This window comes from Pseudomonas sp. NGC7, from assembly GCF_047159675.1.
GTDB lineage: Bacteria > Pseudomonadota > Gammaproteobacteria > Pseudomonadales > Pseudomonadaceae > Aquipseudomonas > Aquipseudomonas kermanshahensis.
The window spans coordinates 5,762,979-5,777,040 of sequence record NZ_BAAFZY010000001.1; the positions used below are offsets into that span (position 1 = coordinate 5,762,979).

Annotated in this window: 13 protein-coding genes; 10 read left to right on the top strand and 3 right to left on the bottom strand. The window is 64.2% G+C overall.

Features of this window, described 5'->3' with window-relative positions; genetic code table 11:
• Positions 1-34 precede the first annotated feature (34 nt).
• The 3 genes from phaZ (at position 35) to ACMCNM_RS25780 (ending at position 3,258) form a co-directional block, all read left to right on the top strand.
• Positions 35-886, top strand: coding sequence for a poly(3-hydroxyalkanoate) depolymerase (gene phaZ / locus ACMCNM_RS25770; protein WP_099430640.1), 852 nt, complete (start codon positions 35-37; stop codon positions 884-886).
• Positions 887-947: 61 nt separating this feature from the next.
• The gene (gene phaC / locus ACMCNM_RS25775) at positions 948-2,630 is read left to right on the top strand and encodes a class II poly(R)-hydroxyalkanoic acid synthase (protein WP_412765660.1); all 1,683 of its coding nucleotides are present in this window, start codon (positions 948-950) and stop codon (positions 2,628-2,630) included.
• Positions 2,631-2,643: 13 nt separating this feature from the next.
• Positions 2,644-3,258: a TetR/AcrR family transcriptional regulator gene (locus ACMCNM_RS25780; protein WP_027592421.1), complete on the top strand. Its 615-nt coding sequence runs from the start codon at positions 2,644-2,646 to the stop codon at positions 3,256-3,258.
• Positions 3,259-3,378: 120 nt separating this feature from the next.
• Here ACMCNM_RS25780 and ACMCNM_RS25785 read toward each other — a convergent pair whose 3' ends face one another.
• Both ACMCNM_RS25785 and ACMCNM_RS25790 read right to left on the bottom strand, forming a co-directional pair.
• Positions 3,379-4,149 (bottom strand): phasin family protein, encoded by a 771-nt coding sequence (locus ACMCNM_RS25785; protein ID WP_412765661.1) that lies wholly within the window; start codon positions 4,147-4,149, stop codon positions 3,379-3,381.
• A gap of 10 nt (positions 4,150-4,159) precedes the next feature.
• Positions 4,160-4,579 (bottom strand): phasin family protein, encoded by a 420-nt coding sequence (locus tag ACMCNM_RS25790; RefSeq protein ID WP_027592419.1) that lies wholly within the window; start codon positions 4,577-4,579, stop codon positions 4,160-4,162.
• Between the two features lie 187 nt (positions 4,580-4,766).
• On the opposite strand from ACMCNM_RS25790, the gene ACMCNM_RS25795 reads away from it, so the two are divergent.
• Positions 4,767-9,524 carry a dermonecrotic toxin domain-containing protein gene (locus ACMCNM_RS25795; protein WP_412765662.1) on the top strand — a complete coding sequence of 1,586 codons (4,758 nt, stop codon included), beginning with the start codon at positions 4,767-4,769 and terminating at the stop codon, positions 9,522-9,524.
• Between the two features lie 28 nt (positions 9,525-9,552).
• Here ACMCNM_RS25795 and ACMCNM_RS25800 read toward each other — a convergent pair whose 3' ends face one another.
• Positions 9,553-9,828: a polyhydroxyalkanoic acid system family protein gene (locus ACMCNM_RS25800; protein ID WP_027592417.1), complete on the bottom strand. Its 276-nt coding sequence runs from the start codon at positions 9,826-9,828 to the stop codon at positions 9,553-9,555.
• Between the two features lie 124 nt (positions 9,829-9,952).
• On the opposite strand from ACMCNM_RS25800, the gene ubiE reads away from it, so the two are divergent.
• From ubiE to ACMCNM_RS25830, 6 genes are all read left to right on the top strand, one after another.
• Complete coding sequence (gene ubiE / locus ACMCNM_RS25805) at positions 9,953-10,723, top strand: bifunctional demethylmenaquinone methyltransferase/2-methoxy-6-polyprenyl-1,4-benzoquinol methylase UbiE (RefSeq protein WP_012312396.1); 771 nt, start codon at positions 9,953-9,955, stop codon at positions 10,721-10,723.
• On the top strand, positions 10,723-11,346 hold the full coding sequence (locus ACMCNM_RS25810; protein WP_099430645.1) for an SCP2 domain-containing protein: 624 nt from the start codon (positions 10,723-10,725) through the stop codon (positions 11,344-11,346). The genes ubiE and ACMCNM_RS25810 overlap by 1 nt, the downstream gene beginning before the upstream one ends.
• Positions 11,343-12,962 carry a ubiquinone biosynthesis regulatory protein kinase UbiB gene (gene ubiB, locus ACMCNM_RS25815; protein WP_412765663.1) on the top strand — a complete coding sequence of 540 codons (1,620 nt, stop codon included), beginning with the start codon at positions 11,343-11,345 and terminating at the stop codon, positions 12,960-12,962. The genes ACMCNM_RS25810 and ubiB overlap by 4 nt, the downstream gene beginning before the upstream one ends.
• A 72-nt stretch (positions 12,963-13,034) precedes the next feature.
• Positions 13,035-13,427 carry a phosphoribosyl-AMP cyclohydrolase gene (hisI, locus tag ACMCNM_RS25820; RefSeq protein ID WP_027592414.1) on the top strand — a complete coding sequence of 131 codons (393 nt, stop codon included), beginning with the start codon at positions 13,035-13,037 and terminating at the stop codon, positions 13,425-13,427.
• Position 13,428: 1 nt separating this feature from the next.
• Positions 13,429-13,764 carry a phosphoribosyl-ATP diphosphatase gene (locus ACMCNM_RS25825; RefSeq protein ID WP_027592413.1) on the top strand — a complete coding sequence of 112 codons (336 nt, stop codon included), beginning with the start codon at positions 13,429-13,431 and terminating at the stop codon, positions 13,762-13,764.
• Positions 13,765-13,789: 25 nt separating this feature from the next.
• A complete protein-coding gene (locus tag ACMCNM_RS25830) occupies positions 13,790-14,062 on the top strand; it encodes a twin-arginine translocase TatA/TatE family subunit (protein ID WP_033693915.1) in 273 nt (90 codons plus the stop codon).

Sequence of the window (14,062 nt, forward strand, 5' to 3'; positions counted from 1 at the left end):
GCCACGGTGTTCACTTCACCACAGAGCCACGCGCATGCCGTCACCCTATATCTTCAGGACCGTCGAACTGGACAACCAGTCCATCCGCACTGCCGTGCGCCCGGGCAAGCCGCACCTGACGCCGCTGCTGATCTTCAACGGCATCGGCGCCAACCTGGAGCTGGTGTTTCCGTTCATCGAAGCGCTGGACCCGGACCTGGAAGTCATCGCCTTCGACGTACCGGGCGTAGGCGGCTCGTCGACGCCACGCCAGCCCTATCGCTTTCCGGGGCTGGCCAAGCTCACGGCACGCATGCTCGATTACCTCGACTACGGCCAGGTGAATGTGATCGGCGTGTCGTGGGGCGGCGCCCTGGCGCAGCAGTTTGCCCACGACTACCCCGAGCGCTGCAAGAAGCTGGTACTGGCGGCCACGGCCGCCGGCGCGGTGATGGTGCCGGGCAAGCCCAAGGTGCTGTGGATGATGGCCAGCCCTCGGCGCTACATCCAGCCGTCGCATGTAATCCGCATCGCCCCGCTGATCTACGGCGGTGGCTTTCGCCGCGACCCAGACCTGGCCATGCGACACGCGGCCAAGGTGCGCTCCGGCGGCAAGCTGGGCTATTACTGGCAACTGTTCGCCGGGCTTGGCTGGACCAGCATTCATTGGCTGCACAAGATCCAGCAGCCCACCCTGGTACTGGCTGGCGACGACGACCCGTTGATCCCGCTGATCAACATGCGCCTGCTGGCCTGGCGGATTCCCAATGCCCAGCTACACATTATCGACGACGGCCATCTGTTTCTGATCACCCGGGCCGAGGCCGTCGCCCCGATCATCATGAAGTTCCTCCAGCAAGAGCGTCAGCGCGCGGTCATGCATCCGCGCCCGGCTTCGGGCGTGTAGGGGCGGGTTCGCCCGCGACGGGGCCAGCAGGCGCCCAGGGTCAAGACGAGGGAGTGTTGCCATGAAAGACAAACCGGCCAAAGGAACGCCAACGCTTCCCGCCACCAGCATGAACGTGCAAAACGCCATCCTCGGCCTGCGCGGTCGCGACCTGATTTCCACGTTGCGCAGTGTCGGCCGTCATGGCTTGCGCAACCCACTGCATACCGCCCGCCACCTACTGGCCCTGAGTGGTCAGCTGGGCCGCGTGATGCTCGGCGACACCCCTTACCAGCCGAGCCCGCGAGACACCCGCTTCAGCGACCCGACCTGGAGCCAGAACCCGTTCTACCGGCGCGGCCTGCAAGCCTACCTGGCCTGGCAGAAGCAGACCCGCCTGTGGATCGATGAAAGCCACCTGGACCACGATGACCGCGCCCGCGCGCAGTTTCTGTTCACGCTGATCAACGATGCCCTGGCGCCCAGCAATTCGCTGCTCAACCCACTGGCCGTGAAGGAGCTGCTCAACACCGGCGGGCAAAGCCTGGTGCGAGGCGTGGCGCACTTGCTTGACGACTTGCGCCACAACGATGGCTTGCCTCGCCAGGTGGACGAACGCGCCTTCGAAGTGGGTGGCAACGTCGCGGCAACCCCCGGCGCCGTGGTGTTTCGCAACGAACTGCTGGAGCTGATCCAGTACCAGCCGATGAGCGAAAAACAGCACGCCCGCCCACTGCTGGTGGTGCCGCCGCAGATCAACAAGTTCTATATCTTCGACCTCAGCTCGACCAACAGCTTTGTCCAGTACATGCTCAAGAACGGCCTGCAGGTGTTCATGGTCAGTTGGCGCAACCCCGACCCACGGCACCGCGAGTGGGGGCTGTCGAGCTACGTTCAGGCCCTGGAAGAGGCGCTTAACGCGTGCCGCAGCATCAGTGGCAACCGCGACCCCAACCTGATGGGCGCCTGCGCTGGCGGGCTGACCATGGCAGCGCTGCAAGGCCACCTGCAAGCCAAGCACCAGTTGCGCAGAGTGCGCAGCGCCACCTACCTGGTCAGCTTGCTGGACAGCAAGTTCGAAAGCCCCGCCAGCCTGTTCGCCGACGAGCAGACGATCGAGGCGGCCAAGCGCCGCTCGTACCAGCGCGGTGTGCTGGACGGCGCCGAGGTGGCGCGGATCTTCGCCTGGATGCGGCCCAATGACTTGATCTGGAACTACTGGGTCAACAACTACCTGCTCGGCAAGACCCCGCCCGCCTTCGACATCCTCTACTGGAACGCCGACAGCACACGCCTGCCGGCGGCGCTGCATGGCGACCTGCTGGACTTCTTCAAGCACAACCCGCTGACCCACCCGGCAGGCCTTGAAGTGTGTGGCACGCCCATCGACCTCAAGCAGGTCGACCTCGACAGTTTCACCGTGGCCGGCAGCAACGACCACATCACCCCGTGGGATGCAGTGTACCGCTCAGCCATGCTGCTGGGCGGCGACCGACGCTTCGTGCTGGCCAACAGCGGGCATATCCAGAGCATCATCAACCCACCTGGCAACCCCAAGGCCTACTACCTGGCCAACCCGAAGCTGTCCAGCGACCCGCGTGCCTGGTTCCACGACGCGCAGCGCAGCGAAGGCAGCTGGTGGCCTTTGTGGCTGGAGTGGGTCACCCCCCGCTCCGGCCCGCTGAAAGCGCCACGCACCACGCTTGGCAATGCCACCTATCCGCCGCTGGGCCCTGCGCCAGGCACCTATGTCCTGACCCGATGAGCACACCGCCCGGATGAAGACCCGCGACCGTATCCTTGAATGCGCCCTGCAGCTGTTCAACCAGCAAGGCGAACCGAATGTCTCGACCTTGGAGATCGCCAACGAACTGGGCATCAGCCCTGGCAACCTGTACTACCACTTCCATGGCAAGGAACCGGTGGTGCTGGGCCTGTTCGAGCGTTTCGAAGAAGCGCTGATGCCGCTGCTCGATCCACCGCTTGAAGTGCGCCTGGAGGCCGAGGACTACTGGTTGTTCCTGCACCTGATCGTCGAGCGCATGGCCCAGTACCGCTTCCTGTTCCAGGACCTGTCCAACCTGACCGGGCGCCTGCCGAAGCTGGCCCGCGGCATGCGCAGCCTGATCAACGCACTAAAGCGAACCCTTGCCGCGTTGCTGGCCAGCCTCAAGGGCCAGGGACAAGTGGTGAGCGAAACCCAGGCGCTGGGGCAGTTGGTGGAGCAGATCACCCTGACACTGATGTTCTCGCTGGATTACCAGCGCGTGCTGGGGCGGGAGGGGGATGTGGGGATCGTGGTGTACCAGGTGATGATGCTGGTGGCGCCGCATCTGCAGGCCCAGGCCCGGGCGGCGGCGGAGCAGTTGGCGGTGCGGTATCTGGAGGGGTAGTGCCGCATCGGCGGTGCCCTCTTCGCGGGGCAAGCCCGCTCCCACAGAGACCCAGCTCAGGGTTTGCAAGCTGAGCTGAATCTGTGGGAGCGGGCTTGCCCCGCGAAGAAGGCGACGCGGTTAGATCAGGGTACCGGTACCGGTCGCTGCCGACGGTGTGCTGCTGGCCGGTGCCGCGCTTGGCGCTGGCGCTGCAGCAGTCGGAGCCGGTGCCGCACTGGCCGCAGGTGCTGCCGGTTTGGCGGCGGCCGGTTTGGCCGGGGCCTTCTTCACTGCCGGTTTCTTCGCCGCTGCAGGCTTGGCCGCAACAGGCTTGGCAGCGGGTTTGGCCGCAGGCTTGGCAGCAGCGGTTTTCGCAGCAGGTTTTGCCGCAGCCGCTTTGGCCGCCGGCTTGGCTGCTGCGGTTTTCGCAGCAGGTTTGGCAGGCGCCTTGGCCAGTGGCTTGGCAGCGGCTTTGCTCGCAGCCGCCTTGGAGATCGGTGTGACCGAGGCACCGGTCAGTTTCTCGATCTGCTTGGTCAGGCTGTCCACTTGCTGGTGCAGCGCCTTGATCTCATTGCGGCTTGGTACGCCCAGGCGCGAGATGGCGCTGTTCAGGCGCTTGTCGAAGGCTTCTTCAAGCTCGCTCCACTTGCCCAGCGCGCGATCCTTCACGCCGGACACGCGCGACGTGGTCGAGGCCTTGGCGCTATCAGCCACGTCTTCGGCGGTCTTCTTCGCCTGCTTCTCGGCCTTCTCGCCGTCCTTCACCAGCGTATCGAACAGCTTCGGGCCGTCCTGGTCGATCTTCGAATAGATCCCCAGGCCCGCCAGCCAGATCTTGCGGGAGTACTTCTCGATCCCGCCGACCCAGGAGCTGCTTTCTTTGTCGGAATTCTTCTTGCCAGCCATCCTGCTCTCCTTATGGTTTGTGCGCGACGCGCTCAAGCAGCTCGTGCAGCTGTTCAAGCTTGATGGACAACGCCTCAACGTCATGTTTAGACGGAATGCCAAGGCGATTCAAGGCGCGACCAACCCGTGCGTCGAAAGCTTTTTCGATCTTGTCGAGTTGAACTTCGACCTTGCCGCGTACGCGGCTGACTTCCTGGGTCGCTTCATCCAGCTGGTTGTTGGCCGCATCGAGCTCTTTGTCGATGCGCTTCTTGCCACGTTTTTCAACGCCTTCGCCGGCTTTGACCAGCTCGTTGAAGTACTCGGAACCTTCCTGGCCGACGCGGGCATAGGCGCCGATACCTGCCAGCCAGATCTTGCGCGCATAACCGCGCACTTCGCCCAGGGTGCCTGGAGCGTCGTCCTTTTTCTTCACATTCACTTTGGCCATGCTCTGTACCTCATGCTCATGAGTGGAGAGGAACTGCCCATGGAGGTTGGGCTTGAGCATAAGGTAGGGAAGAAAATTAGAAACCTCACCCTAAGCTCACGCGGCATAGGGGGCCAAACATGTACCGCCGCCGCCACAGGCATGGGCGCTAGCGTGCGAGCATTCCCGCCACCGGAGCTCACACCTCATGCCTGCGTCCCCGCCCCTGCAACCCACCACGTTCAAGCAACGGGTAGCCAGCCAATTCGCCCAACGCCCCACACTGCGCGAGGTGGTTGCCAAGGCCGGTTTGACGATCTTGGCCAACCGCTACCCCTGGATCACCCGCAACCACCCGCAGTTGCAGTCCCTCGAGCCCTTCACGCTCATCCACGGCGCAGGCAAGCAACCGGCACAGGTCCCCCTGGTAAACACGCTGCTCGACCATTTTCTGACGGGCAAAGGCATGGCCCTCACGCACACAGACGTGCTCAGCATTGCGCCGCCCCTGCCCTTTCTGCCGCAGGCGGCAGGTGTCGGCCCGAACGCCCAGCCCGAAGTCAGCCTGAACATGGACAACCTCAACCGCGACTTCGACGAACTGCTGGCGGCCCTGACCGAAGCCTTTCAGCAGGCACAGATTGGTTTCTGGGCTGCAAGCGACGCCACATCGGGCCTGTCCCATGTGCACAGGTTGGCGCAGACCTTGAAAGCCGCCCTGCTGCTAGGCGTGGAACGGCAGGGCTTGTCCGAACCGGCGAAAGCCGTGCTGTATGGTGTGATCAACGGCACGGCCAGCGCGCTGGCGATCAACCGGCTGCAGGTCACCCTCGATGAGCATCCACCCCTGGTCTTACCGGACCTGTTGATCATCGCCGAGGCCGGGATGGTGCTGTGGTGTAAACCTTCAGGCGCGGTGCGCAGCTACGTTGACCTTGCGGCCTTCGCCGAGGCCCTTCGCGACGCACTGGCGCAGCAGTATCAATTCGACACGCTGCGCTGGGCGCAGCAACCACTGAACACAGACCCATTCGCGTTCCAGTCCACTGAACTACTCAATGGCATCCTCGACAGGGTCGGCCGCCTGCGGTTGTCCACGCTCACCAGCATCCACGCGCTTGAGGAGGCCTTCAGCACGTTGAGCGACCCTTCGTCCTATTTCCTCGACCTGCCCCTGCCAAGCACCGAGCAGCCACTGCTAAGCCTGCCCACCTGGCTGAGCCAAGCAGACAGCACCGGCCACCTGCTGTACGCCGAAGCCCTGCTGGAGCTCGCCGCCAGCCAGGCGCACGCCCAGGGCAGGACGTCGCTCGACGCGATAGAACCCCTGGGCCGCTATGCCGCTCGCCGGCTGCGCGAACAGATGCACGCGGACTTCCCAGCCGAAATACCACAGGACCCCGACCAGTTGCTCGTGCAGATCTCGGTGGTGGTACCGCTGTCGTCGTCCGGCCCCGCGCAATTGAATTACCTGAAAAGCATGACCCTCACGGAACTGGCCATTGCACGTCTGCACACGGGCAGCGACGAAGTGGCGTCCGGCCTGCTCGACACCCACGCACGGCCTCTGGGCAGCTGGCTAAACCTGGATTACGTCAACCGCTTGATCTCGACCGTGGATGTCGGCGGGCATTACCCCGCTTATGTCGCCCTGCAACTGCAAGACGCCACGCTCAGGGCCAGCCGCCTCCAGCGCCATGCCACGGAATGGCGCAGTACCCTGCAGTTCGCCGCGCTCAGGGCCAGGATCGAAGCCAAGCTCAGCGCACAGGCCTGCCAGGCAATCGTCGATTTCTGCCGTGCCAATCACGCGTCACCTGATGCGCTCAGCATTGCGCCACTGGCGTTTCTGCCTGCACCGGGTGCCTCCGAAGGCAACACCGTGCACGGCATGTTCCTGATCAAGGTAAAGGCCAACCAGCGCTGGGTCCTGTATCGCCCCCTGTTCGCGGATGACGCCGTGGCGGAGTTTGCCAGCCTGGACAGCCTGATGGCGCAGATACGGGCCGATCAAGCGTTGCAGCAACAGCTGCTGGCCTGGATGGATGACGACGCCAGGGGCATCTACCAGCACGGCGGATTCGAACGTCCGCACCTGCACAGCGGCCTGTCGGCCCTGGCGCACTTGATTGGCACGCAGTCGGCGTTGGTGGACACCCTGGTGGAACGCCTCAGAGTCCCTGTTACAGCCGTTCACGCCCCTTGGCTGGAAGATTTGGACAACCACCTCTACAACGCACGCATCCAGACACTGCTACTGCTGGCCTCCCGGCAGAGCCGCTCGAATGCGCAACAGCGCTGGGCCTTGATCGTGCAGAGCGGCTGGGTTCTGTTCAACACGGTCACGCCGCTGCTGCGTGGCCCTGCGGCCATGCTGGCCTGGCTTGTCGCCGCCGTGGCAACGCTCAAGGATGACCTGCCCGCCTTGTCCGATGGCAGCGCGGAAGAAAAGGCCTTGGCAGCGGCAGATGTGCTGACCAACCTGGCCCTGTTGTTGATGCAGGGCCCCACAGCCCCAACGCATGCGGGGATCAGCTCGGCAGCAGTGGACGCCATGGCCCTGGAAGGCCCCGCCCACAAAACGCCCTCCACGCCGGTAACCGTTGAGCCACCCAAGACAGCGGACTGGGCCGAACCCCACCAGGCGCAACGCCCCGGCCACGTCAGTGTAAGCCGTTGGCACAACAGCCAGCGGGTGGGCAATTTGCCCTCCCATGCCCGCCAGCGCCTGGGCGAACTGCGCGCAGGCGTTTCCCTGCAAGGCCATGCGGCTGAAACACAAGGCCGCCTGCGCGGGCTGTACACGGTGCAAGAGCGGCTCTACGTGAACCTGCAGGACGTGGCCTACGAGGTGCAGGAAACCTGGGGCGGAATCCAGATCATCGGCCCGGACACCAGCCAAGGCGAATGGCACACACGTTGGGGCGGCGCGCCCGACGGCTATTACATCGTCGGACGCGAACGCAGTAAAGGCCCTTGGCTGCGGCGCTGGAATGACGAATGGGTCCTGGACTTGCACTTGGCCGGCGGCATGCCAAAAACCCGAGAAGCCGTCACCGCGCAGAATCGCCAGCACTACGATGCACTGCAAGCGACCGGTCAAGCCAACCAGGACAAATTGACCCAGCTCGAACCCTTCATGGAGCGCAACCGCATCGAGCTTGAAGCGTTTGACGACGAGGCGGCTGCGTTCAGCCTGGCGTTCAAAGCGTTGCCCAACCCCGACGTCAAGGCACTTCCACCGGCGCTCCGGGTGCAGCGCCAGGCAGTGCTGGAAATGCGCAGGCAGCACCTACCGCAGATCGCCGCGGGGTCGCTGTACCTCGAAAAGCAGGCCAGCTTGCTGCATGCCAACGCCGATCTCTACCGGCAGATGCTCGAGCCTCGCTACCTGAAGTACGACCTTTCGGGCGCCACTGCACGTCGGCTCAGCAACTGGACAGAAGCCGCCATCGACAATGACATGCTGCTGGTGCGGCGCCTGCTCGAACTGGTCGACCACGAACACTTGCAGGAGCAATCAGTGGGCTTGCGTGGGGTGCCAGACAGTGACGAGCAGAGGGGCCGACACGCCGTATTTCGCGAATCGACCCGAGACGCACTGAAGGTCAGCCGCCGCCTGCTCGTGGTCAGCGAGCGACTGGATAAAACGCTTTCCGACGTGCTCAGCGATGCCCGAATCGCCTACCCAGACAAGAAAGCCAAGATCGAACGCGCCATCAAGCTGCGCCCTTACTCGTCGTTGATCGTCCGCGCACAGATTGTCAGCGACCTGGCTTACCTGACACTGGACAAGACCCTGCTCACTGCCGAAGCGGCCATTGACTTGCTGCCCTTGCAAAACAGCCTGAGCGACACGGACCTGTCAGCAGCGCTGTGGAGCCACGATGGCGTTGCCTCTGCCAACCTGCCTGCCGACCAACAAGCGGAGGTGCTGGGCAACGCCCTGCGCGTTTACCGGGCCGTCATCGGCAGGGCCAGGTACATGCAATCGTTCACCGCACCCGCCGTGGACACCACGATGCTGCAGGCCTACATCGAGGCGATGACGGGCCTGGAACGCCTGGCAGAAACCGACTTGAGCACCGCCTTGATGAATGCCGAGCAGGGCTCATCGTCCCCTGCGCGACAGCTGACCCACCGCGTCAGGGCCGGCAAACGCACCCTGATCCGAACCTCCCGAGGGCGCTCGGTGCTGGTCGAACGTGACCAGGAAGGCGATCATGCCGTTCAGCGCAACCCGGCCACCGAGCAACCTGGGGGCGCCTATGAGCGGCGCAATGGCCAATGGTTCGAAGTCCCAGGCGAGGAGCGCCCCGCCGCGCAAGACACCGCACAGCTGCGCAGTCGCGCGCAACACCTGCTGGCGCACGTAAATGACCGGGTCGCGCTGGCAGCGCGCTACGCGAACGAGCCGAACAGCCTGGCCGACCTCATGGATTGGCAGATCGAGGACATGCGCAAGGTCGAGCAGCACGTAAGCGCTGCCGATGACCGGGCGTCCGAAGGCCTGGCGAGTCAACTGCGCGATGCCATCGCCTCGCTGAACACCGAAAAACGCCGACTGCTCACCGACGCCTACCTCAACACCCGCCACCCGGACAGCAGTGCGTTACGTTACCTGTATCAGCAACAGCGGATAGAGATCGCCCTGAGCACTTCGCGTAAGCCGCTGCGCACTGCCAACGACTACCTGGACGTCTACCAGATCAAGGACGTGCAGGTGCCCAATGCGGTGCTGTGGGAGGCTCACTTCCACTACCGCAGCGCCGACGCGGCGCCCCGCACCTTCGTCAAAGGCCACCTGAAGCACTGGGAGCCGCGCCCCGCGCGTGCCAGCAGGGCCGAAAAGGCGCGCGAGGTCAGGCTTGAGCACGCCCATACAGCGGCTGAACGGATCGACATCTACCGCGGCGACCTGCGCCTGGACCAGATAGAGGGCATCATCCCCTTTCCGGCCCACTGACGGGCCGGCCAACGGCACAGCCCTGGTGTCAGGCCAGGGCTTTGTCCAGCGCCCGCTCGATCTCGCTCTTGATGCTAGCGCCCATGATCGACAGCATCATGCCGAGCTTAAGCTCGACGCGGATGGTGTCTTCGCCAATCTGCACGCTGCCGTTGGCGCCGCTGCGCGCGACGTCGACGCGGTCGCCGTTCCAGGTGGCCTTGAGGTCATATTCGCGGCTGAGCTTTTCTACCAGCGCCTCGGCCTTGGCGCGGGCAGCCTCGCGGCCGAGGGAATGTTTGCGTTCGACGCTGATCTGGGTCATGCGGGTGATCCTGGGTATGAAGACATAATCAGCATTATGCCCGCCCCTGCCCCCTGGCACACCCCGCCAAGACAAATCCGCCCATTCGCCCTAGAATGGCGGTAATTTTTTCCGGTGAAGCGATATGAACGACCAGCGCAAAGGCGAACACGCCGAACCCACCACCCATTTTGGCTACCAGGACGTCCCGGAGAGCCAAAAGGCGAAGAAAGTCGCCGAGGTGTTCCACTCCGTGGCCGCCAAGTACGACCTGATGAACGACGTGCTTTCCGGCGGCATGCACCGCCTGTGGAAGCGCTTCACCATCGAGCTGTCGGGCGTTCGCAGCGGCAACCGCGTGCTGGACATCGCCGGCGGTACCGGTGACCTGGCCGCCAAGTTCTCGCGCCTTGTAGGCCCGACCGGGCAAGTAGTGCTCGCCGACATCAACGATTCGATGCTCAAGGTCGGCCGTGACCGCCTGCTCGACCGTGGCGTGGCCGGCAACATCGAGTTCGTCCAGGCCGACGCCGAGAAGCTGCCGTTCCCGGACAACCACTTCGACTGCGTGACCATCGCCTTCGGCCTGCGCAACGTCACCCACAAAGACGAAGCCATTCGCTCGATGCTGCGCGTGCTCAAGCCCGGCGGCCGCCTGTTGATCCTGGAGTTCTCCAAGCCGACCAACAAGCTGATGTCCAAGGCCTATGACGCCTACTCGTTCGCCTTCATGCCACTGGCCGGCAAGCTGATCACCAACGACTCGGAAAGCTACCGCTACCTGGCCGAATCGATCCGCATGCACCCCGACCAGGAAACCCTCAAGGCCATGATGGTCGACGCCGGCTTCGACCGCGTCACCTACCACAACATGACCAGCGGTATCGTCGCCGTGCACCGGGGAATCAAGCCCTGATGCTGCTGGCCGGGCTGCTCGCCAGCGTCGAACATGGCCTGAACCGCGTCCTGCGCATGGACAGCACGGCGCTGCCGCGGCTGGCCGCGCTCGAAGGCAAGGTCATCGAGATCGATTGCCGTCAGCCGGCCCTGCAGGTGTTCATCCTGCCCGATGAAGACGGCCTGATGCTGGCCGCGCACTGGGAGGGCGAGGTCGACTGTAGCCTGCGCGCCCCTGCCGGCAGCCTGGCGCAACTGGCCCTGGCCAAGGACAAGACCGCCGTGCTGCACAGCCCGCAGGTCGAGCTGCATGGCGATAGCGCTGTGTTGCTCGACCTGTTCGGCGTGCTGCAAGACCTTGAACTGGACTGGGAGCACGAGCTGCAGCGCTGGCTCGGCCCGGTGGCCACAGCGTTGCTGGCCGGCCACCTCCGCCTGCGCGCGCGCTGGACCCGCCAGGGCCTGACGCGCTTCAGCCAGAACCTCTCCGAGTACCTGGCCGAAGAGTCGCGCACCCTGGTCGGCAAACGCGAAGCCGAAGCCGCCTTCAGCGAGCTCGATACCCTGAAGGTCGATATAGAACGCCTCGAGGCGCGCCTGCAGCGCCTCTCCCGATCCCTTGATACCAGCGATAACGCATGAAGCTGCTCGCCGTCCGCCGTCTCTTTCGCATCCAGCGTGTGGTGATCCGCTACCGTCTCGATGACCTGTTGTTCGACCTGCCCCTGCCCTGGTGGCTGATGAGCGTGCGCCTGCTGATGCCTTGGCGCTGGCTGCCGCGCAAGCCCTCCGCGCTCAGCCGCGGTGCGCGCCTGCGCCTGGCGCTGCAGGACCTGGGGCCGATTTTCATCAAGTTCGGCCAGCTGTTGTCTACCCGCCGCGACCTGCTGCCCACCGACATCGCCGACGAACTGATGGGGCTGCAAGACCGCGTGCCGCCGTTCGACCCGAAACAGGCCGTTGCATTGATCGAAGAACAGCTCGGCGCCAAGGTCGGCGAGCTGTTCAGCCGTTTCGACGTCGAGCCACTGGCCTCGGCCTCGGTGGCCCAGGTACACGCCGCCCGCCTGAAAAGCGGCGAAGAAGTCGTGGTCAAGGTGGTCCGCCCGGGCCTCAAGCCGGTCATCGCTCAAGACCTGGCCTGGTTGTTCCTGATCGCCAAGGGCGCCGAGCGGGTGTCTGCCGACGCCCGCCGCCTGCACCCGGTGGAGGTGGTCAACGATTACGAAAAGACCATCTACGACGAACTCGACCTGCTTCGCGAGGCGGCCAACGCCAGCCAGCTGCGGCGCAACTTCGAAGCCTCCGAGCTGATGTACGTGCCCCAGGTGTACTGGGACCTGTGCCGGCCCAAGGTGCTGGTGATGGAGCGTATCTACGGCGTGCCGGTCACCGACATGGCGACCCTGGCCGACCAGCGCACCGACATGAAGCTGCTGGCCGAACGGGGTGTGGAGGTGTTCTTCACCCAGGTGTTCCGCGACAGCTTCTTCCATGCCGACATGCACCCCGGCAACATCTTCGTCAGCACGGTCAAGCCGTGGAGCCCGCAGTACATCGCCATCGACTGCGGCATCGTCGGCAGCCTCACGTCGGAAGACCAGGACTACCTGGCGCGCAACCTGTTTGCCTTCTTCAAGCGTGACTACCGCCGCGTTGCGCAACTGCACATCGATTCGGGTTGGGTGCCGGCGCACACCAAGGTCAACGAATTCGAGGCGGCGATCCGTACGGTGTGCGAGCCGATCTTCGAAAAACCGTTGAAAGATATTTCCTTCGGCCAGGTGCTGATGCGCCTGTTCCAGACCGCCCGGCGCTTCAACATGGAAGTCCAGCCTCAGCTGGTGCTGCTGCAGAAGACCTTGCTCAACATCGAAGGCCTCGGCCGTCAGCTCTACCCGGACCTGGACCTGTGGAGCACCGCCAAGCCGTTCCTGGAACGCTGGATGCGCGAGCGCTACAGCCCCAAGGCCATGGTCGGCAATCTGTACAGCCAGGCCGAGCAGCTGCCGCACCTGGCCGGCATGACCCGCGACCTGCTTGAGCGCCTGTCGCAACCGCACCTGCACGACCCGCAGTTGCCCGAGCGCCGCCGCCAAGGTGACCGCTGGGCGCTGCGCCTGCTGGGCGCAGGCTTGCTCGGGGGGGGCGCGGTGCTGGCCGCAGGCGCAGCCGAGGCCGCCAGCCTGGCCGCCCCGGCCGCTTGGCCAGCCTGGCTGATGCTGGCCGCCGGCCTTTACCTGATCGTGCGCCAATAGCCAGCCGGCCCGCTGGCTGGCACACTAGCGCAAAGGGCCCGGCACAGGAGCGGGCCCGTTTTGGAGTGGACGATGAAAGACTGGCTGGACGAGATCAAGTGGAACAGCGATGGCCTGGTACCGGCCATTGCCCAGGACCACAAGACCGGACGCGTGCTGATGATGGCCTGGATGAACCGCGAGTCCCTGGCCCTGACCGCCGCCGAGCAACGCGCCATCTACTGGTCGCGCTCGCGTGGCAAGCTGTGGCGCAAGGGCGAGGAATCTGGCCATGTGCAAAAACTGCACGAAATGCGCCTGGACTGTGATGCCGACGTGATCATCCTGATGGTCGAGCAACTGGGCCATATCGCCTGCCATACCGGCCGCGAAAGCTGCTTCTACCGCGTCTTCGAAGACGGCCAGTGGAAAACCGTCGACCCGGTCCTGAAGGACCCGGACGCCATTTATAGCGCAGGACACTGACATGAGCGACACCCTCAACCGCCTGGCCGACGTGCTGGAACAACGCAAGCACGCGGCACCCGACAGCTCCTACGTGGCAAGCCTGCATCACAAGGGCTTGAACAAGATCCTCGAAAAGCTCGGCGAAGAGTCCATCGAAACGATCATCGCCGCCAAGGACGCCGCTGTCAGCAAGGATTACAGCGATGTCATCTATGAAACCGCCGACCTGTGGTTTCATAGCTTGGTCATGCTCAGCGCGTTGGGGCAACACCCACAGGCCGTGCTCGATGAACTGGAGCGCCGTTTCGGGCTTTCCGGGCATGACGAGAAGGCTGCGCGTCAACCTTCCGCCTGACTGTATAGAATTCTAGGAGAGCAACATGGGTATCTTTGACTGGAAACATTGGATTGTCCTGCTGGTCGTCGTCGTTTTGGTGTTCGGCACCAAGAAGCTGAAAAACTTCGGCAGCGACCTCGGCGAGTCGATCAAAGGCTTCCGCAAGGCCATGAACGACGAAGAAAACAAGCCGGCCGAGCAGACCCCGCCGCCTGCCCAGCCCGTGCCACCGGTGCAGAACACTGCACAACAGCCCCAGGGCCACACCATCGAAGGCCAGGCCCAACCGGTCCAAGAGCCGCAGCGGAAAGACTGA